At 69.1% G+C, this 18,047-nt stretch carries 18 protein-coding genes; 8 read left to right on the forward strand and 10 right to left on the reverse strand.

The features are described 5' to 3' along the window. Positions 1-34: 34 nt before the first annotated feature. Positions 35-1,243 carry a DNA-processing protein DprA gene (gene dprA / locus ACFO0J_RS05975; protein WP_376812141.1) on the reverse strand — a complete coding sequence of 403 codons (1,209 nt, stop codon included), beginning with the start codon at positions 1,241-1,243 and terminating at the stop codon, positions 35-37. 162 nt (positions 1,244-1,405) lie between these two features. Between dprA and def the strand changes: the two genes are divergently transcribed. Together def and fmt are read left to right on the forward strand one after the other, a co-directional pair. Continuing rightward, on the forward strand, positions 1,406-1,924 hold the full coding sequence (gene def / locus ACFO0J_RS05980; protein WP_376812142.1) for a peptide deformylase: 519 nt from the start codon (positions 1,406-1,408) through the stop codon (positions 1,922-1,924). Position 1,925: 1 nt separating this feature from the next. Beyond that, positions 1,926-2,870: a methionyl-tRNA formyltransferase gene (fmt, locus tag ACFO0J_RS05985; RefSeq protein WP_376812143.1), complete on the forward strand. Its 945-nt coding sequence runs from the start codon at positions 1,926-1,928 to the stop codon at positions 2,868-2,870. A 4-nt stretch (positions 2,871-2,874) separates the two neighbouring features. Here fmt and ACFO0J_RS05990 read toward each other — a convergent pair whose 3' ends face one another. From ACFO0J_RS05990 to rsmB, 4 genes are all read right to left on the reverse strand, one after another. Next, a complete protein-coding gene (locus ACFO0J_RS05990) occupies positions 2,875-3,591 on the reverse strand; it encodes a response regulator (protein WP_376812144.1) in 717 nt (238 codons plus the stop codon). Positions 3,592-3,616: 25 nt separating this feature from the next. Further along, entirely contained in the window at positions 3,617-5,926 is a 2,310-nt protein-coding gene (locus tag ACFO0J_RS05995) for a sensor histidine kinase (RefSeq protein WP_376812359.1), read from the reverse strand. Then, entirely contained in the window at positions 5,926-6,495 is a 570-nt protein-coding gene (locus ACFO0J_RS06000) for a DUF4390 domain-containing protein (RefSeq protein ID WP_376812145.1), read from the reverse strand. The genes ACFO0J_RS05995 and ACFO0J_RS06000 overlap by 1 nt, the downstream gene beginning before the upstream one ends. A 165-nt stretch (positions 6,496-6,660) precedes the next feature. After that, positions 6,661-7,983 (reverse strand): 16S rRNA (cytosine(967)-C(5))-methyltransferase RsmB, encoded by a 1,323-nt coding sequence (gene rsmB, locus ACFO0J_RS06005; RefSeq protein WP_376812146.1) that lies wholly within the window; start codon positions 7,981-7,983, stop codon positions 6,661-6,663. A gap of 116 nt (positions 7,984-8,099) precedes the next feature. On the opposite strand from rsmB, the gene rimO reads away from it, so the two are divergent. Beyond that, the gene (gene rimO, locus ACFO0J_RS06010) at positions 8,100-9,422 is read left to right on the forward strand and encodes a 30S ribosomal protein S12 methylthiotransferase RimO (RefSeq protein WP_376812147.1); all 1,323 of its coding nucleotides are present in this window, start codon (positions 8,100-8,102) and stop codon (positions 9,420-9,422) included. Here rimO and ACFO0J_RS06015 read toward each other — a convergent pair. After that, on the reverse strand, positions 9,419-10,375 hold the full coding sequence (locus ACFO0J_RS06015) for a methyltransferase domain-containing protein (RefSeq protein WP_376812148.1): 957 nt from the start codon (positions 10,373-10,375) through the stop codon (positions 9,419-9,421). The two genes, rimO and ACFO0J_RS06015, sit on opposite strands and share 4 nt — an antisense overlap. Positions 10,376-10,447: 72 nt before the next feature. Here ACFO0J_RS06015 and ACFO0J_RS06020 point away from each other — a divergent pair, with 72 nt between their 5' ends. Together ACFO0J_RS06020 and ACFO0J_RS06025 are read left to right on the forward strand one after the other, a co-directional pair. Continuing rightward, positions 10,448-11,194, forward strand: a complete 747-nt coding sequence (locus ACFO0J_RS06020) for a phosphoribosyltransferase family protein (protein ID WP_376812149.1) — start codon at positions 10,448-10,450, stop codon at positions 11,192-11,194. A 32-nt stretch (positions 11,195-11,226) separates the two neighbouring features. After that, on the forward strand, positions 11,227-11,697 hold the full coding sequence (locus ACFO0J_RS06025; protein WP_376812150.1) for a tRNA (cytidine(34)-2'-O)-methyltransferase: 471 nt from the start codon (positions 11,227-11,229) through the stop codon (positions 11,695-11,697). Here the strand turns inward: ACFO0J_RS06025 and ACFO0J_RS06030 are convergent, their stop codons facing one another. From ACFO0J_RS06030 to ACFO0J_RS06045, 4 genes are read right to left on the reverse strand one after another with little or no spacing between them, the layout of a single operon-like run. After that, positions 11,698-12,738 carry an NAD(P)H-dependent glycerol-3-phosphate dehydrogenase gene (locus tag ACFO0J_RS06030; protein WP_376812151.1) on the reverse strand — a complete coding sequence of 347 codons (1,041 nt, stop codon included), beginning with the start codon at positions 12,736-12,738 and terminating at the stop codon, positions 11,698-11,700. Between the two features lie 19 nt (positions 12,739-12,757). Then, entirely contained in the window at positions 12,758-13,258 is a 501-nt protein-coding gene (gene secB / locus ACFO0J_RS06035; RefSeq protein ID WP_376812152.1) for a protein-export chaperone SecB, read from the reverse strand. Between the two features lie 48 nt (positions 13,259-13,306). After that, on the reverse strand, positions 13,307-13,564 hold the full coding sequence (grxC, locus tag ACFO0J_RS06040) for a glutaredoxin 3 (RefSeq protein WP_376812153.1): 258 nt from the start codon (positions 13,562-13,564) through the stop codon (positions 13,307-13,309). A gap of 16 nt (positions 13,565-13,580) precedes the next feature. Then, positions 13,581-13,991: a rhodanese-like domain-containing protein gene (locus tag ACFO0J_RS06045; protein ID WP_376812154.1), complete on the reverse strand. Its 411-nt coding sequence runs from the start codon at positions 13,989-13,991 to the stop codon at positions 13,581-13,583. A gap of 121 nt (positions 13,992-14,112) precedes the next feature. On the opposite strand from ACFO0J_RS06045, the gene gpmA reads away from it, so the two are divergent. The 3 genes from gpmA to ACFO0J_RS06060 all read left to right on the forward strand — a co-directional run bounded on the left by gpmA (position 14,113) and on the right by ACFO0J_RS06060 (position 18,042). Continuing rightward, positions 14,113-14,865, forward strand: a complete 753-nt coding sequence (gpmA, locus tag ACFO0J_RS06050) for a 2,3-diphosphoglycerate-dependent phosphoglycerate mutase (RefSeq protein ID WP_376812155.1) — start codon at positions 14,113-14,115, stop codon at positions 14,863-14,865. Between the two features lie 26 nt (positions 14,866-14,891). Next, positions 14,892-16,388 (forward strand): murein hydrolase activator EnvC family protein, encoded by a 1,497-nt coding sequence (locus ACFO0J_RS06055; protein WP_376812156.1) that lies wholly within the window; start codon positions 14,892-14,894, stop codon positions 16,386-16,388. Positions 16,389-16,524: 136 nt separating this feature from the next. Beyond that, the gene (locus ACFO0J_RS06060; RefSeq protein WP_376812157.1) at positions 16,525-18,042 is read left to right on the forward strand and encodes a S41 family peptidase; all 1,518 of its coding nucleotides are present in this window, start codon (positions 16,525-16,527) and stop codon (positions 18,040-18,042) included. Positions 18,043-18,047 lie beyond the last annotated feature (5 nt).

Consider the following 18,047-nt stretch of genomic DNA (forward strand, 5'->3'; position numbering starts at 1 on the left):
ATCGGGGGAAGGAATCATCATAGCGCAGCCGCACTCAGGCGCTGCGCCGGTAGCGGCCGTCGGCGCAGCGTTCGATCCGGCCGGCGATTTCCAGCAGGGTCAGCCGGCTCATCACGCGGTCGAGGGGCCAGCCCAGATCCGCCTGCAAGGTATCGAGGGCAATCGGGTCGAGGCCGAGCCGCCGCAGCAGGGCGGCATCGTCGGGGTCGGTCTCGGGATCGCCAGCGCCTGAAACGTCCGCGGCGGCCTCGCCGGGCGCTTCGAGGGGGGTGGCCGGGGCGTCCGGCGCACCAGCAGGCGCGGCGAAGGCGGCCGGCCCGGCCCCGGGCATCCCGGGCAGCGCGCCCTGCCGGAGTTCTTCGACGATATCCTGCCCGGACTCGACCAGCTTGGCGCCCTGGCGGATCAGGGCATGGCAGCCGCGCGACAGGGGGGAATGGATGGAGCCGGGGATGGCGAAGACCTCGCGCCCCAGTTCGCCCGCCAGCCGGGCGGTGATCAGCGAACCGCTGCGCGCGGCGGCCTCGACCACCAGCACGCCCCGGCTCAGGGCGGCGACGATGCGGTTGCGTTGCGGGAAATGGAACGGCAGCCCCGGCGTTCCCAGGGGGAATTCCGACAGCAGCAGACCGTGGGTGGCGATGCGGTGGGCCAGGGCGTGGTGGCTGGATGGATAGACCCGGTCGATGCCGGTGCCCAGGACGGCCAGGGTGCCGCCGCCCGCCTCGCCTGCATCCAGGGCGCCGGTGTGGGCCGCGCCGTCGATGCCGCTGGCCAGGCCGCTGACCACGCACCAGCCCTGCTGCGCCAGGTGGCGCGCGAAGGCGTGGGCGTTGCGTTCGCCGTCCGCCGTGGCGTGGCGCGCGCCGACGATGGCCAGCATGGGGCGGTCCAGGAGGTCCAGCCGGCCGTGGGCGTACAGGATCGGCGGCGGGTCGGTCAGCGCGTACAGCGCGCGCGGATACTGCGGATCGGCCAGGGTCAGCAGGTGATGGCCGTCGGCCCGCAGCCAGTCCAGCGCCTGATCGACGGCGGCCTGGATGTCCGGTTCGGGCGCCTGGCGCAGGCGCGCCGCCAGCGCCGGGTCCAGGTAGCGGGCCAGGTTGCCGGTGGTGGCTTCGACGATGTGCTGCGGCAGGCCGAAGACCGACAGCAGCAGGCGGATCCGGGCCGCGCCCAGCTCGGGTTCGAGGCTCAGGCGGATCCAGGCGCGCAGTTCGGTTTCAGAAGCGTTCAGGGGCATGGGGCCGGTGGATTCGGATCGGAGTCGGGGAATCGCGCCAGTGTGCCACGAATGCGGGCCGGATTCGCGGCGGACGGGACGTTCCTGTCACGTATCCCGCCCTATAGCGCAGGTACCTGATTTATGATGGAGCTTTGGCATCATCGTCACGGTTTTTCCATCATGGCCCTGCTTCCCATTCTCAAATACCCGGATCCCCGGCTGCACACGGTCGCCGCGCCGGTCCAGCAGGTGGACGACCGCATCCGCCAGTTGGTGCGCGACATGGCGGAAACCATGTACGCGGCGCCTGGCGTGGGCCTGGCTGCGACCCAGGTGGACGTTCACGAGCGCATCGTGGTCATCGACGTGTCAGAGGACGGCAATGACCTGCACGTGCTGATCAACCCCGAAATCACCTGGAAGAGCGAAGAACTCCAGGTCTACGAGGAAGGCTGCCTGTCGGTGCCCGGCGTCTACGACGAGGTCGAACGCTCCGCGCGCATCCACGTGCGCGCGCTGGACGAGCGCGGCGAGCCCTACGAATTCGACGCCGAAGGCCTGCTGGCCGTGTGCGTGCAGCACGAACTCGATCACTTGCTGGGCAAGGTCTTCGTCGAATACCTGTCCGTGCTCAAGCAGAACCGCATCTGCACGCGCCTGCGCAAGCAGCAGCGCGAGGCCCAGCGCGAATCCGCCTGACATGCGCATCGCCTTCGCAGGAACCCCGGAATTCGCCCGGCAGGCCCTGGACGCCCTGATCGCGGCCGGGCATCCCGTCGTCTGCGTGCTGACCCAGCCGGACCGCCCCTCGGGACGCGGCATGAAGCTCGCGCCCAGTCCGGTCAAACAGGCGGCCCTGGACGCCGATATCCCGGTGCTGCAACCGCGCAGCCTGCGGCTGGACGGCAAATATCCGGAAGACGCCCGGGCGGCCGAGGCCGCGCTGCGTGATCTGTCGCCGGAGGTCATGGTGGTGGCGGCCTATGGGCTGATCCTGCCGCAGTGGGTGCTGGATCTGCCGCGCCATGGCTGCCTGAACATCCACGCCAGCCTGCTGCCGCGCTGGCGCGGGGCGGCGCCGATCCAGCGCGCGATCGAAGCGGGCGACGCCGCCAGCGGCGTCACCATCATGCAGATGGACGCGGGCCTGGATACGGGTGACATGCTGCATCGGGTGGAACGCCCGCTGGCCGCGGACGAGACCGGCGCCAGCCTGCACGACGGGCTGGCGGTCGATGGCGCGCGCGCCATCGTGGACGTGCTGGCGCGGCTGCAGGCCGGGGATGCGCCGACACCGATCCCTCAGCCGGAGGCGGGCGTGTGCTATGCCGACAAGCTGCTGAAATCTGAATCGGCGCTGGATTTTTCCCGTCCGGCGGCAGAATTGGCGCGTCGGGTGCGGGCCTTCGATCCGTTTCCTGGTACCACGATGGCGTTGCCCGGCTTTGATCAGCCGGTGAAGGTCTGGGGGGCCCGGGCCCTGCCGCCCAGCGCCGCACCGTCGGCTCCCGGCGCCATCGTGGGCATGGGGACGGACGGCATCGATGTGGCGACGGCAGACGGCGTGCTGCGCGTGACGGCGCTGCAAAAGCCCGGCGGGCGGCGCCAGCCGGTGGCCGAATTCATGCGTTCGTATCGCGGCTAGTCGTTCAGCCGCCGGACGATTTCTTGCGCGACGTATCGATGCCGAGCTGCTTCAGCTTGCGGTACAGATGGGTGCGTTCCAGGCCGGTGCGTTCGGACACCCGCGTCATGCTGTGATTTTCGTGCAGCAGGTGGTATTCGAAGTAGATCCGCTCGAACTCGTCACGGGCTTCGCGCAGGGGCTGGTTCAGCGAGATCCGGCCCAGGTGTGAGTCGTCGTGGACGGGGGCGGCCACGGGCGCGACGCCTGCAGGCTGCACGGCGGCGGGACCGCCCGCCAGCGCAGGCGGCTGGGTAAAGACCGGGTCGGCAGGCGTTGCCGGGCGTTCGGTGCGGCTGCGCATCGAGGCCGGGATCACCGGGCGGGCCAAGCCTGCAGCGACGGTCTTCAGCAGCTTTTGCAGCGTGATGGGCTTTTCCAGGAAGTCGACGGCGCCGATGCGGGTGGCCTCGACGGCGGTGTCCACGGTGGCGTGGCCGCTCATCATGATGACGGGCATGTTCAGCAGCCCCTGGCTGGACCATTCCTTGAGCAGGCTGACGCCGTCGATGTCGGGCATCCAGATGTCCAGCAGCACCAGGTCGGGACGTTGGCGAAGACGGGATTCACGGGCCTGTGCCGCATTTTCCGCGAGCTCGACCGTGTGGCCTTCGTCGTAGAGAATTTCGGACAACAGCTCGCGAATGCCGATTTCGTCATCCACCACCAGAATTCTGGCCATATCACCTCACCTTGTGTTCTGCGTATTATCGTGTGCTTTGCCCGGGCGCGTCCAGCCGGGCCGGCGCTTCCGCCAGTCTGGAAAACAGGATGGAAATGCGCGCGCCGCCTTCGGTCCGGTTGGAAATGTCCACCTGGGCCGCGTGTTCCTCGACGATCTTCTTGACGATGGCCAGTCCCAGCCCGGTGCCGGTGGACTTGGTCGTCACGTAGGGCTCGAAGACGCGATGCAGGACCTCGGGCGCAAAGCCCGGGCCGTTGTCCGAGACAGTCAGGCGCACGCGGGCGTGCCCGGGGTCGTCCTCCGGACGGATCAGGCGGGTCTGCACGCGGATCTCGGCCGTGCCGGGCGCGGCGTGCTGGCAGGCGGCGTCGCGGGCATTGGCCAGCAGATTATGGATCACCTGGCGCAACTGGGCCGGGTCTCCCTGGATCAGCGGCAGGTCGGCTGCCAGTTGGGCGTCGAAGCGGGCTGCGCCCGCCGCGGCCGGCGCGGGTTCGGCGGGGTCCCAGCCATATAGGGTCAGGACCTCGGTCAGCAGCGCGTTCAGGTCGATGTCCTGCATTTGCGCCGGCGGCGTGCGGGCGTATTCGCGGAAATCGTCCACCATGCGCTTCAGGGACGCGACCTGGTTGACGATGGTCTGGGTGGACCGCTGCAGCATGGCGGCATCGTCCGGCGCCAGCCGGTCGGTCAGCTTCATGGCCAGCCGCTCGGCCGACAACTGGATGGGGGTGAGCGGATTCTTGATCTCGTGGGCGAGACGCCGGGCGACCTCGCCCCAGGCGACCGTGCGGTTGGCGGAGATCACTTCGCTGATGTCGTCGAACACCACCAGATAGCCGTCTTCGCGGCCGTCCATGAGCAGCCGGGTGCCCCGGGCCAGCAGGGTGATGACGTGCTTCTTGCGCTCGTTGTCCGGCGCGTTCTGCAGTTCGATTTCGAACTGCTGCTGCCAGTAGGGGCGAGTGGATTCGACCGCGTCATGGGCGGAGAAGGCCTGGCGGATCAGGTTGGCGAGCGGCAGGGCGCCATCCGCGGTTTCCAGCGGACGGCCCTGGACGGTGCGCAGATCGACGTGCAGGATGGTCTGGGCGCCCTGGTTGAACAGCGTCAGGCGGAAAGCGTGGTCGAACACCAGCACCCCCGAGGACAGGTTGCTGAGCACTGATTCCAGGTACAGATTGCTTTGCTCCAGTTGGCGACGGTGGCGGTCGACCATCTGCCGGGCTTCGTCCAACTGGCGCGTCATGGCGTTGAAGGACCGCGTCAACTGGCCGACCTCGTCGCGCGCCGGCGGTTCGGGCAGGGGCCGGTAGTCGCCGACCCCGACGGCCTGGGTGCCCGAGGCCAGGCTCAGCAAGGGCCGCACCAGGCGCCGCGAGACGGCCAGCGCCACGACGACGGCGGCGAAGACGGCCAGGATCAGGGCCAGGGTCAGGGTGATGCCGTAGAGCTTGCGCAGCCCCAGGCGCGACAGGGCCAGTTCCTGGTAGTCGCGGAACCCTTGCTGGACCTGGCTGGCGTTGTGGGCGATGCGCTCGGGCACGGCCTGGATCACCTGCAGCCAGCGCGAATCGCCGCCCAGGCTCATGGGGTTGCCCAGCCGGTCCGAGTTGGCCCCGCTCAGCGGGATGATGACGCGCAGGTGCAGGCCGTCGCTGGTCGGACCGTCGCCGGGCGCCGCGTCGGCCTCGGCTGCGGCGTAGCCCTGCGCAACCCGCAACTGGTTCATGACGCTGCTGGGCGGCAGGTCCGGCAGCAACTGGCCGAAGGCGGATGAGGAAAAAGCGACCAGGCGGCCGTTGCCGGTGAAAACCATGGCCTCGTCGATTTCGTTGGTGGTGCGCAGCGACGTGATCAGCAAGGCGGTTTCGGCGTCGCTGGCGGTGTTCAGCCGCAGGGCCATATTGCGCGCACGTCCGCTGAGTTCGGTGAGCTGGGCGTCCAGCGCGGCGCGCCCCAGGTTCAGGCCTGACTCCAGGGCGGTGTCCACGCGCACATTGAACCAGGATTCGATCGAGCGCGACATGAACTGCACCGACAGCACGTAGATCAGCACGCCGGGCAGGATGCCGATCAGGGTGAAATACAGCGTGAAGCGGGCGGTCATGCGGGCGCCGAACTGGCGCCGCCGGATCTGGCGCAGCAGCCGGACCGAGAGCATGGCCACCCAGGACATCAGGGCGATGGCCAGCACGCCGTTGAGCAGCAGCAGCATGTCGTACTGCTGCGCGTAGCGCGAGGCGTTGCCGGTGGACCAGACCAGCAGGCCCAGCAGCGCGAGCGCGCTGGCGGCCGCAACCCCCAGCGCGGAGCGCAGCGCCCAGCGGATCAGCCGCGGGGCGTGGCGGCGGAAATTGAAAAGGTGAATTCTTTCCATGGGGTCGTCAAAGTCCAGGCCGCGCTGTTGAGCGCATCCACCTGGAAGGGGCGGGCCAGGCGGGACGTATCCAGCCGCAGCCGCAGCCGTCCCTGGTACGTCAGGTCCGGCGTGAATTGGTCGGCGCTGCCCAGGGGCCAGTCGCGGATGTGTCGCACCAGATCCAGGGCCTCGTCCAGGGACGTGGCCGGCAGGGACAGGTCGCCGGTGCCGACCCGCCATTGGCGCGTCAGCGCGTTGTACTGGATGCGCCAGGTCTGGCTGGCCGACAGGACCGTCTCGTTGAACCACCACCAGCGCGGGTGCTCGATGTTCAGGTCAGCCGTGAAGTACAGCGGGACGCCCTTGCGGGCGGCGTCGTGCAGTTCTTCGCTGAGCGTGAAGTCGATGTCGGCGTCCAGCAGGAGCTGCCCCTGGCGCAGCGCCGGCTCGATGCGTACGACCTGGCCATCATCGGCCCAGGCGGCCGGGGACGCCAGGAACAGGAGACTGCAGACCAGGAGAATCAGGAAGCGTGGCATGCGCTGACGGCGGTGGAGCGGAAAGTCACGAACAGTCGCAGTATTGTTGAGCCTGCGCCAAAGTGCAAGCCGCGTCGCGGGTTTCAAGACGCCCCCTTGGCGCTGCGCGCCGTCCCCCAGGGGGGAATTCGCGCTTGGGGCGGCCCGGCGCGGCTCATGCGCGGTTCACATGGGTTTGCGCAGCAGCGCGTAGTAGAAACCGTCGCCGTCGTCGGGGCCGCCGGGCAGGATGTGGCCGGGGGCCGGCAGCCGGTGCGCCTCGGGGTGCCGATCCAGGAAGGCCTGGACCTGCGTTTCGCCTTCCTGGGGGAAAATCGAACAGGTGGCGTACAGCAGGTGGCCGCCGGGGGCCAGCAGCGGCCACAGGGCGTCGGCGATGCGCGCTTGCAGGGCCGCCGTGCGCGCCAGATCGTCTTCGCGGCGCAGCCAGCGGATGTCGGGATGGCGGCGCACCACGCCCGACGCGGTGCAGGGCACGTCGGCCAGGATGGCGTCGTAGGGCCGGCCGTCCCACCAGTCGGCGGCTTGGGCGGCGTCGGCGCAGCGCAGGGACACGTCGGCGGACTCCAGGCCCAGCCGCCGCAGATTGTCGCCTACGCGCTCCAGACGCCTGGCGTCGCTGTCCAGGGCCGTCAGGCGCAGCGTATGGCGCTCCAGCAGGTGGGCCGTCTTGCCGCCGGGCGCCGCGCAGGCATCCAGCACCCGCATGCCGTCTTGCAGCGGCAGCAGCCGCGCGGCCTGTTGGGCCGAGGGGTCTTGGACCGACCACCAGCCCTCGGCATAACCAGGGATGTCGCGCACCGGTCGCGGCGTGTCCAGGATCAGCCCGTCCTCGCCCACGGGGCGGGTGCCGAGCCCTGCCGCGTCCAGGCGCGCCTGCAGCGCGTCCCGGCCGAGGCGCCGGACATTGGCGCGCAGGACCATGGGCGGCGGCTGGTCGGCCGACGCCAGGATCGTCTGCCAGTCGTCCGGCCAGGCTTCGCGCACGGCGGCGATCCACCAGTCGGGATGGTTCCAGACGGCTTCGGGCCGGGCGGCCAGCGCGGTGCATAGCGCTGCGCGTTCGCGGCCGTAGCGGCGCAGCACCGCATTGATCAGGCTCTTGGCCGGCCGGGTGCGGCGGTCGGCGGCGGCCGCCTCGACCAGTTGATGGACCAGGGTGTGTTCGTGGTAGATCGGCGTACCGGGCGGCTGTTCTGCGCCTTCGGCCTGGCGCAAGCCGGCTTCCAGCAGGCTCAGGCCCAGCAGGATCAGGGCCTCGACCAGGCGTTCCGGCGGGCGGCGGGGCACCAGCCGTTCGCGCACGGCGCGGGCATGGCCCAGCCGGCGCATGGTGTGGAAGGACAAGGCCTGGGCGGCGGGGCGCAGCGCGGCGGGCGTCGCTTCCAGCGCTTCCGAGAGGGACTGGCCTCCCAGCACGGCCCGGATGGCGCGGGCGGCGGCCAGCAACTGGTCGGACAGGGCGGGGGAGTGTGGCGATTCCGGCACGAAAGGGATCCAGAATGGGGGATTGGAGGGCGGATTCCGGGGACTTTAGCACCGATTGGCTAAAATCAAGGGTTCCCTGTTCAAGGGTTCCCTGCCGCATTTCACCGAGTATCTCCATGAGCCAATCCCCCCGTGTCGGTTTCGTCAGTCTTGGCTGTCCCAAGGCCCTGGTTGATTCCGAGCGTATCCTGACCCAGCTGCGCACCGACGGCTACACCATCAGCCCCGACTACGACGGCGCAGACGTCGTCGTGGTGAATACCTGTGGTTTCATCGACAGCGCCAAGGCCGAGTCCCTGGACGCCATCGGCGAGGCCATCACGGAAAACGGCAAGGTCATCGTCACCGGCTGCCTGGGTGTGGAAGCCGACATGATCCGCGACGTGCACCCGGCGGTGCTGGCCGTCACCGGCCCGCAGCAGTACGAGCAGGTGGTGCGCGCCGTGCACGAGGCCGCGCCGCACGAGCGCTCGCACGATCCCTATGTGGATCTGGTGCCGCCGCAGGGCATCCGCCTGACGCCGCGCCACTATGCCTATCTGAAGATCTCCGAAGGCTGCAACCACAACTGCAGCTTCTGCATCATCCCGTCCATGCGCGGGCGGCTGGTCAGCCGTCCGATCGGCGACGTGCTGGGCGAGGCCCGCCGCCTGGTCGATGCCGGGGTGAAGGAACTGCTGGTGATTTCCCAGGACACCAGCGCCTACGGCGTGGACGTCAAATACCGCACCGGTTTCTGGGACGGCCGCCCGGTCAAGACGCAACTGACCGCGCTGGCGAATGCGCTGGGCGAGTTCGGCGTCTGGGTGCGCATGCACTACGTCTATCCCTATCCCCACGTGGACGAGCTGATCCCCCTGATGGCCGAAGGCCGCATCCTGCCGTATCTGGACATCCCCTTCCAGCACGCCAGCCCGCGCATCCTGAAAGCCATGAAGCGCCCCGCGTTCGAGGACCGCACCCTGGCCCGCATCCGCCAGTGGCGCGAGGCCTGTCCGGACCTGACGCTGCGTTCCACCTTCATCGTCGGCTTCCCCGGCGAGACGGAGGAAGACTTCCAGTACCTGCTGGACTGGATGACGGAAGCCCAGCTCGACCGCGTCGGCTGTTTCCAGTATTCCCCGGTCGAAGGCGCGCGCGCCAATGAACTGGCCGATCCCGTGCCCGACGAGGTCAAGGCCGAACGCTGGGAACGCTTCATGGCGCACCAGCAGGCGATTTCCACGCAGCGTCTGGCGTCCAAGGTCGGCCGCACCCTGACGGTGCTGGTGGACGAGGTCGACGCAGAAGGCGGCGCCACCGCGCGCTCCATGGCCGACGCCCCCGAAATCGACGGCAGCGTGCTGCTGCGAGACGCCGCCGGCCGCGCCCCGGGCGACCTGATCCAGGTGAGGATCGAGGACGCGGATGAATATGATCTGTACGGGGTGCCGGTTTAAGACGGGTCTTCCGGCTTGCGCGGCACCACGCGCGGGAGCGGCTTGCCGTCTTCCAGGGGCTGGGCGCGCTTGAATGTGGTCACGGGCAGGTCGCCGAATACGCCGCGCCGCGCGGGGACGCGCCAGGCGTGGCCGTAGGCGACTTCCAGGCTCAGGTGGATCGTGCCGTCGGCGTGGCGGCGGCGTTCCAGGGCGCGGACCAGGCGTTCGCGCCAGGCGCGGCCGGGCAGGCCCCGCCGGCGTTCGGGGTGGGGGTTGCCGCCCAGGGCCCGCACGTCTTCCAGCAGCTTGTCGGCGGTCTTGTAGGTCAGGGTGATGATTTCCTGATCCATGACGGGATCGGCGAAGCCGACCTGCAGCATCAGATCGCCGAAATCGTGCATGTCCACGAATTCCATGGGACGCGTGTCCGGGTCGGCCTCGGCCAGGGCTTCGCGCAGTTCGCGGAAGGTGCCGGGTCCCAGGCTGGAATACATCGCCAGCGCGTCGTTGCGCAGGATGCGGCGCCATTCCTGCAGCACCAGATGCGGTTCCGGGTGCCAGTGCAGGGCCAGGTTCGACCAGACCAGATCCAGGCTTTCGTCCGGCAGGCCGGTCTCGGCCAGGTCCGCTTGCAGGAAGTCGGCGGCCGGCGTGGGTTTGTTGCGCAGCCGGTGCCAGAAGCCGGGCTTGGCCGCGTAGCGTTCGCGTGCCGTGTCCAGCAGTGCGCCGCAGGCGTCCAGGCCGGTGTAATGCTGGTCGGGATAGCGGGCGCGCAGCGGGTCCAGGGCGTGCGCGGCGCCGCAGCCTGCGTCCAGGATGTCGCGCGGGGCGATGCGGATGTAGCTCAGGCGGCGCAGCATGCGCTGGGCGATTTCACCGTACAGGAATTGCGGGGCGTCCAGGGGCGCGCGCCGGGCGAACTGGCGCGCCACGGCCTGGGAGTCGATGGGCAGACGGGGAAGCTGTGGCATAAACGATCAAGGCCGGCTCCGGGACGGCCCGAAGTGTGCTGTGATGGAGGTTTCCGTGGGAGGCCCACCATTATGCTGCATCTGTCGACGGACCGCTGGCGAGCCTGGATTCCGTCCGATTGTCCGGGTTGCGGCCGGCGCGTGGGCGGCCAGGGGCTGTGTCCCGATTGTCTGGCGCGCCTGCGGCCGGATGCGACGCGGCCGCGCTGCCGCTGTTGCGCGCATCCGCTGGACGATGCGGGCCGGTGTCCGGACTGCGGTCCCGAGACGCCGGCCTATGACCGCGTGGTGGCGGCGTTCGACTATGCAGGATTGGGCCGCGATCTGGTCCGGGACTACAAGGTCCGCCGCCGTCTGTCCCTGGCGTGGCTGCTGGCGGACTTGCTGGCGCAGGCGGTGCGCGCCGCCGGATCGGCCCGGGGGCCGGACTGGGTCGTCCCGGTGCCGGCGCGGCGCGTGGCGCTGCATCAGCGCGGTTTCAGTTCGCCGGCCGAGGTGGCCCGCCTGCTGGCCCGATCGCTGGGGCTGCGCTATCGCCTGGACGGGGTGCGGCGGGTGCGTGACGGCGAGCGGCAGGTGGGACGGGACCGTGCGCTGCGTTTGCAGGCGCAGGCGGGGGCGTTTGCCTGCGGCGCCACGGGCAGTCTGGCCGGCCGGCGGATCGCGGTGGTGGATGATGTGCTGACCACGGGCGCCACGCTGCAGGCGGTGGCGCGGGTGTTGAAAGCCGCCGGCGCCGCGCAGGTCGAGGGCTGGGTGCTGGCCCGGGCCGTGGACCATCGCGTCCGCGAGTCACCTGGCGGCCGGGTCTTACAATAGGGGCCGCCGCGCAGCCTTCTCGATCCCGCTCCATGTTCCACATCGTCCTCGTCGAACCCGAAATTCCCCCCAACACCGGTAATGTGATCCGCCTGGCGGCCAATACCGGCGCTTTTTTGCATCTGGTGCGGCCGCTGGGCTTCACCCTGGATGACGCGCGCATGCGGCGGGCGGGGCTGGATTACCACGAGTGGGCGCGCATGCGGGTGCATGGCAGCCTGGACGAGGCTCTGGCGGCGATCGGCGGGGATCCGTCGCGGCGCTTTGCGCTGACCACGCGCGGCGCATCCTTGATCGGCGGCCATGCGTTCCAGCCGGGAGACGTGTTCGTGTTCGGCCGGGAAACCGCCGGCCTGTCGGCCGGGCAACTGGCTTTTTTTCCACCAGAGCAGCGGATCCGCCTGCCCATGCAGCCGGAACAGCGCAGCCTGAACCTGTCGAACGCCGTGGCGGTGACGGTCTTCGAGGCGTGGCGGCAGGCCGGCTACGCCGGCGGCGTTTAATTATTCGTCGCGCGGATCGCGCGCGAGCAGCGCCGCCACCGCCTGGGGCGGGGCCACGCCATCGAACAGCACGCCGCAGACGGCGTCGGTGATGGGCAGGTCCAGCCCGTGCCGCCGGCCCAAAGCCTGGGCGGCGCGCGCGCAGCGCACCCCTTCGGCGGTCATGCCGCCGGCCAGGATGTCGTCCAGCGTGCGGCCCTGGCCGATGGCGACGCCCACCTGGCGGTTGCGGGACAGTTCGCCGGTGGCCGTCAGCACCAGATCGCCCAGCCCGGTCAGGCCGATGAACGTATCCGCCTGTCCGCCCAGGGCGACGCCCAGGCGCTGGATTTCCGCCAGGCCGCGCGTGATCAGGGCGGCGCGGGCATTGGTGCCCAGCCGCAGGCCGTCGCTGATGCCGCAGGCAATGGCCATGACGTTTTTCAGGGCGCCGCCGACTTCCACGCCCATCACATCCCGGGTGCCGTAGATGCGCGCCCGGGTGCCGTGAAAGGCCGCCTGGGCGGCGCGGCCGGTGCCTGGGTCGCGGCCGGCAACCGTCAGGGCGACCGGCAGGCCCTGGGCCACTTCGCGGGCGAAGGAGGGGCCGGACAGCACGCCCGTGTGCAGCCCGGCGATGCCGGACAGCGCCTGGGCCACGATCTGGTGCGGCCATTCGTGGGTGTCGGGGCTGATGCCCTTGCAGGTCCACAGAAGGTGGACGGGCGGGGCGTCAGGGGTGCGGGCCGGCAGTGCGGCCGCGATGCGCCGGCAGACCTCGGCCAGGCCCGCCATGGGCACGCCCAGCACGATCAGCCGCTCGGCGGGATCGGAGCCGTCCAGCACGTGCGCCAGCGCGGCGTCGAAGTCGCCGGTCGCCCGCAGGGCGGACGGCAGGGCGATGTCGGGCAGGTGGCGCGGATTGAGGTGCTGCTGGCCGATGGCCCGCGCCTGTTCGGGATCGCGGGCCCAGATCAGGGCGTCGGACCGGGCGCTGGCCAGGGCCGCCAGGGCGGTGCCCCAACTGCCCGCTCCCAGGACGCTAAGCCGGACCGGCGCCATGGTGTGCGGACCCCGGCGATCAGTTGCGCGCGCCGGGGGGCAGGATCAGGCCGGAGTCTTCGCCTTGGGCCTGCTCGCCCGCCTGTTGCGCCAGGCGCTGTTCGTACAGGGCCTGGAAGTTCATTTCGCTGAGGTGCAGCGGCGGCATCGAGGTGCGGGTGATGGCGTCGGCGACGTTGGCGCGCAGATAGGGGTAGAGCATGGTCGGGCAGACGATGCCCAGCAGCGGATCGAGTTGTTCGGCCGGGATGTTGGCGGCTTCGAAGATGCCGGCCTGGCAGAGTTCGACCAGGTACAGGACCTTGTCGCCGATGCGGGTGGTCACTGTGGCGGTCACCGAGGATTCGAACACGGTTTCCGCCAGCCGCTGGCCGCCGACCTGGATGGAGACCTCGACGGTCGGGCCTTCCTGTTCGAGGAAGATTTCCGGGGCGTTGGGCATTTCCAGCGACAGGTCTTTGACGTAGGTGCGCTGCAGGCCGAAGCTGGGAGACTGGTCGTTTTGGTTTTCGTCGGACATGAGAGGTTCCGGTGAGTAGGGTGGGGAGACGGCCGGGGTCGGCCGGAATCAGGCTTGCAGCAGGGGCAGCAGGCCGGCAGCGCGGTCCAGCGCCGAAAGATCGTCGAAGCCGCCGATGTGGCGTTCGTCGATGTAGATCTGCGGCACGGTGCGCCGGCCGGTGCGTTCCATCATGAGCGCGCGCTGTGCGGGATCGCGGTCGATGAAGATCTTGTTGATCTCGGTCACGCCGCGCTGCTTGAGCAGCATTTCGGCGCGCACGCAATAGGGGCACACGGTGGTGCAGTACATGGTGATTTGAGCCACGGCGGATGGGTTCCGGTCAGGATTTTTTCAGGGGCAGGCCGCCTTCGGTCCAGGCATGCAGTCCGCCATCGAGGCAGGATACCCGATCGAAGCCCTGCTTGCGCAATTGGGCGACAGCCTTGGCGCCGTCGCGCCCGTGGGCGTCGACCAGCACGATGGGCTTGTCTTTGGGCAGGCTGTTGACGTGCGATTCCAGCGTATCCAGGGGGATGTTGCGGGCCTGGGGGATGGCGCCGGTCTTGAACTGGTCGGCGGGACGCACGTCCACGAACTGGCCGTGTTCCTGGTTGACCTGGCGGATGGCTTCGGCCAGGGCGACGCGCCCGGTCGCGCGGCCTTTGGACAGGCTGGGCCATAGCAGCAGGCCCCCGGAAGCCAGGGCGATGAGCAGAATCCAGAGGTTGTTCTGGCTGAGTAAGAAGTCCACGGCGGTTCCTGTAACGGTGTGACGGGTCGCATTTTTGCCCGGACTTGGCCCGTTGGCAAAAAATCAATGCTGGGGGATTATAAAATGGTCGGCAGTTTTGGACTTTTCAGGCTTGCGGATCATGCACAAACTGGTACTCATGCGCCATGGCGAAAGCCAATGGAACCTCGAAAATCGCTTCACGGGCTGGACCGACGTGGATCTCACCGACACCGGCCGCGAACAGGCGCGCATGGCGGGAGAACTCCTGCGCGAGCAGGGCTATGAGTTCGACCTGGCCTATGCCTCGGTCCTCAAGCGCGCGATCCGCACCTTGTGGATCGCGCTGGACGCCATGGATGCCATGCATACCCCGATCGGTCTGCACTGGCGGCTGAACGAGCGCCACTACGGGGCCTTGCAGGGCCTGAACAAGGCCGAAACCGCCGCCCGTTACGGCGAAGCCCAGGTGCTGCAATGGCGCCGCGCCTATGCGATCGCCCCCGATCCCCTGGCCGAGGACGATCCGCGCCACCCGCGCTTCGACCCCCGCTACAAGCGCGTGCCGGCCGCCGAGCTGCCGGCCACGGAATGCCTGCGCGACACGGTGGACCGCGTCGTGCCGTTCTGGAATGAATCCATTGCACCCGCCATCCGCTCCGGCCGGCGGGTGCTGGTCTCGGCCCACGGCAACAGCCTGCGCGCCTTGATCAAGCATCTGGACGGGATCTCGGAAGAGGACATCATCGCCCTGAACATCCCGACCGGCCAGCCGCTGGTCTATGAACTGGATGACGATCTGCGCCCCCTGCGCCACTACTACCTGGGTGACGAGGAGCAGATCCGCGCCGCCATGCAGGCGGTCGCCAACCAGGGCAAGGCGAAGGCGGTCTGACGATTCGACCGGTTCCAGACCTGATCATGGACTTCATCGGTGGGTCGCGCATGCGCCCGGGCATGCGCGCTCGGCGCGCGCCGCACGGTCGCGGGTGGCCGTGGCGGGCGTTGGGCCTGCTGGGCCTTGCCATGGCCCTGGCCTGCCAGACGGCCGGGGCGCAATCCAACCCGGAATCCCGCCAGGCGCGTGCGCGCGAAGACCAGACCGCCCTGCGCGAGCAGATCGACGCGCTGCAAAAGCGCATCGAGTCTTCGGAGTCCTCGCGCGAGGATGCCAGCCGCGCGTTGCAGGCCTCTGAACAGGCGATTTCCGACATCAGCCGCGAACTGGCCGAACTGGACCAGCGCCAGACCACGCTGCAGGACACCCTGCGCCGGTTGGATGCCACCAGCGGCCAGCAGTCCAAAGAACTGGAACGCCAGCAGCAGGCGCTGGCGGATCAGTTGCGCGCCCAGTACGCCAGCGGCCTGTCGCCGTGGACCGCGCTGCTCTCGGGCCGTGATCCCCAGGAAATCGGCCGTGAACTGGCGTGGCTGGCCTACGTCACCCGGTCCCGCACCCAGGCGCTCGATGACTTGCGCGAGACCTTGGATCGGCTGGCCGACCTGCGGCGGCAGACCGATGCGGGCCGCCGGGATCTTGAAACGGTGCGGGCCGACGTCCAAAAGCGCCGCCAGGACCTGCAGGCCCAGCAGACGCAGCGCCGCGAGGTGCTGGACAAGATCCGGACCCGGCTGGCCGCTGAACGCGGCCAGGAAAAACAGCTCCAGGCGCGTGATGCGCGCCTGGGCGCTCTGATCAAAGATCTGGATGTCGAGATTGCCCGGGCCGAGGCCCGGCGCCAGGCGGCCCTGAAGGCCGAGGCCGAGCGCCGTGCGCGTGAGCAGGCCGCCCGTGCCAAGGCTGAAAAGGCGCGTCAGGAGCAGGAGCGCGCGCGCGCCGCCGAACAGGCGCGCCAGGTGCGCGAGCAGGCCGAGCGCCACGTGCGCGAAGCCGAAGCGCCGCGGACCGAAGAGGCCGCGCCGGACCAGGCCCCGGACCAGGCGCCGCCTGCGGCCGGGACGGCCCGGGGAGACTCGGCCCGGAGCGAAGCCCCCAAGGACGAGACGGCCAAGACCGAGCCCGACGGCGGCTTCCCCGGCCTGAGCAAGGGCCTGCCGCGCCCCGTCCGGGGCGACGTTCAGGGCCGGTTCGGCGCGCAGCGGCCCGAGGGCGGGATCTGGCGCGGCATCGTGCTGCGGGCGGCGGCGGGCACGCCCGTGCACGCCGTGGCCCCGGGGCGCGTGGTGTTCGCCCATTGGCTGACCGGCTTTGGCAACCTGCTGATCATCGACCACGGCAAGCAGTATCTCAGCATCTACGCCTACAACCAGTCCTTGTTGCGCCGGGTCGGCGACGTGGTGGCGCGCGGCGACGAGATCGCCCGGGTCGGCGCCACGGGAGGGCAGGTCGAACCGGGTCTGTATTTCGAATTGCGGCACCAGGGGGCGCCGATCAACCCCGAACTCTGGTTGAAATAGCGCCGCCTGAGCCTCCGGGCTATTCCCAGGGCGATCCCCAGAGTATTCCCCGTTTAATTTTTGTACTATGTACCATCCGTCGTCCGCAGCGCCTTCCCGCGCCGCCCGGCGGTCCGATCATCGCTTAGGAACGTGCATGAGCACTCGAAACAATCGCTCGTTGAGCTGGATTCTGGCAGGCTTTCTGGGGGGGATCCTGGTCAGTCTGGGCATTTCGGCGGTTGCCCAGAAGGGCGAGCCCCTGCCGCTCAAGGCCTTGCAGCAGTTCGCCAATGTCTATGGCGCGATCAAATCCAGCTACGTCGAGCCGGTGCCCGACCAGACGCTGATCGATGACGCGATCAAAGGCCTGTTCGCCGACCTGGACCCGCACTCGGTGTACCTGGACGAAGAAGCCTACAAGCAGATGCAGGACATCACCCGGGGCGGCTTTGGCGGCCTGGGCATCGAGATCGGCACCCAGGACGGCATGCCCAAGGTCATTGCGCCGATCGAGGACACCCCGGCGGCGCGCGCCGGCATCCTGACGGGCGACCTGATCACCCATATCGACGGCGAGCCCACCAAGGGCCTCAACTTGAACGATGCCGTGAAGAAAATGCGCGGCGAACCCGGCACCCCGATCGAGCTGACGATTCATCGCGCCGGCAGTCCCAAGCCCCTGAAATTCCACATCGTGCGGGAAATGATCAAGACCCGCAGCGTGCGCGGCAAGATGCTCGACCACGACATCATGTATGTGCGCATCAGCCAGTTCCAGGACCGCACCACGTCCGACCTGGTGCGGATGCTGGCTTCCCTGTCGAAGAAGCAGGCCCCCAAGGGCCTGGTGCTGGATCTGCGTAACGATCCGGGCGGTCTGCTGGACGGCGCCATCGGCGTGACTTCCGCCTTTGTGGAGCCCGGCAAGCTGGTGGTGTCCACCAAGGGCCGCATTCCGTCCTCCAACGAGGAATTCTATGCCCGTCCCCTGAACGGCAGCCATGGCGTCGAGGACGGCGGGCAACTGCCGGCCTGGACGCACACGGTGCCCATGGTGGTGCTGGTCAACGTCGGCTCGGCCTCGGCCTCGGAAATCGTGGCGGGCGCCCTGCAGGATTACAAGCGCGCCCGCATCATCGGCAACCGCACCTTCGGCAAGGGCTCGGTGCAGTCCGTGCTGCAACTGGGCAAGGACACGGGCATCAAGCTCACCACGGCGCGCTACTACACGCCCAGCGGCCGTTCGATCCAGAACACCGGGGTGGCCCCCGACTACGTGGTGGACGACAGCGCCGCGGGCAACCTGTTCCGCATGCAGCGCGAGGTCGATCTGCAGCATCACCTGGAAAATCAGGCCGCTGCCCAGGGTTCGGATGACCCGGACGACGGCGATTTCGTTCAGGGCGAGATCAAGATGTTCGAGTTCGGCGGCGCCGACGACTGGCAGTTGCGACAGGCCATCAATGTCCTGCAGGGCCGTCCGGTCCAGAAGTCCGACCCCGCCCAGGTGGAGCAGGCGCGTGCCCAGGCCCGGGCCGAGGACGCGGCGGCCAAACCGGCGGACAATGCGGCCGGCAAGCCCGCCAGGACGGAAAAAAAAACCCTGAATAATGCCGGTGACGGGGTCGAACGCTATCGCGTCACCCCGGAAGGCCTGATCAAGGTGCAGTGATGGAG

Origin of the sequence: Castellaniella hirudinis (genome assembly GCF_042651965.1) — a bacterium.
In the GTDB taxonomy this organism is placed as follows: domain Bacteria; phylum Pseudomonadota; class Gammaproteobacteria; order Burkholderiales; family Burkholderiaceae_B; genus Castellaniella; species Castellaniella hirudinis.

What these genes read in the sequence shown, in the direction of transcription:
- def (WP_376812142.1), top strand. Translation starts at nt 1,406, where the DNA reads ATGGCCCTGCTTCCCATTCTCAAATACCCGGATCCCCGGCTGCACACG.
- dprA (WP_376812141.1), bottom strand. Translation starts at nt 1,243, where the DNA reads ATGCCCCTGAACGCTTCTGAAACCGAACTGCGCGCCTGGATCCGCCTG.
- ACFO0J_RS06000 (WP_376812145.1), bottom strand. Translation starts at nt 6,495, where the DNA reads ATGCCACGCTTCCTGATTCTCCTGGTCTGCAGTCTCCTGTTCCTGGCG.
- fmt (WP_376812143.1), top strand. Translation starts at nt 1,926, where the DNA reads ATGCGCATCGCCTTCGCAGGAACCCCGGAATTCGCCCGGCAGGCCCTG.
- ACFO0J_RS06030 (WP_376812151.1), bottom strand. Translation starts at nt 12,738, where the DNA reads ATGGCGCCGGTCCGGCTTAGCGTCCTGGGAGCGGGCAGTTGGGGCACC.
- ACFO0J_RS06020 (WP_376812149.1), top strand. Translation starts at nt 10,448, where the DNA reads ATGCTGCATCTGTCGACGGACCGCTGGCGAGCCTGGATTCCGTCCGAT.
- ACFO0J_RS06055 (WP_376812156.1), top strand. Translation starts at nt 14,892, where the DNA reads ATGGACTTCATCGGTGGGTCGCGCATGCGCCCGGGCATGCGCGCTCGG.
- ACFO0J_RS06015 (WP_376812148.1), bottom strand. Translation starts at nt 10,375, where the DNA reads ATGCCACAGCTTCCCCGTCTGCCCATCGACTCCCAGGCCGTGGCGCGC.
- secB (WP_376812152.1), bottom strand. Translation starts at nt 13,258, where the DNA reads ATGTCCGACGAAAACCAAAACGACCAGTCTCCCAGCTTCGGCCTGCAG.
- ACFO0J_RS06060 (WP_376812157.1), top strand. Translation starts at nt 16,525, where the DNA reads ATGAGCACTCGAAACAATCGCTCGTTGAGCTGGATTCTGGCAGGCTTT.
- gpmA (WP_376812155.1), top strand. Translation starts at nt 14,113, where the DNA reads ATGCACAAACTGGTACTCATGCGCCATGGCGAAAGCCAATGGAACCTC.
- ACFO0J_RS06025 (WP_376812150.1), top strand. Translation starts at nt 11,227, where the DNA reads ATGTTCCACATCGTCCTCGTCGAACCCGAAATTCCCCCCAACACCGGT.
- rimO (WP_376812147.1), top strand. Translation starts at nt 8,100, where the DNA reads ATGAGCCAATCCCCCCGTGTCGGTTTCGTCAGTCTTGGCTGTCCCAAG.
- ACFO0J_RS05990 (WP_376812144.1), bottom strand. Translation starts at nt 3,591, where the DNA reads ATGGCCAGAATTCTGGTGGTGGATGACGAAATCGGCATTCGCGAGCTG.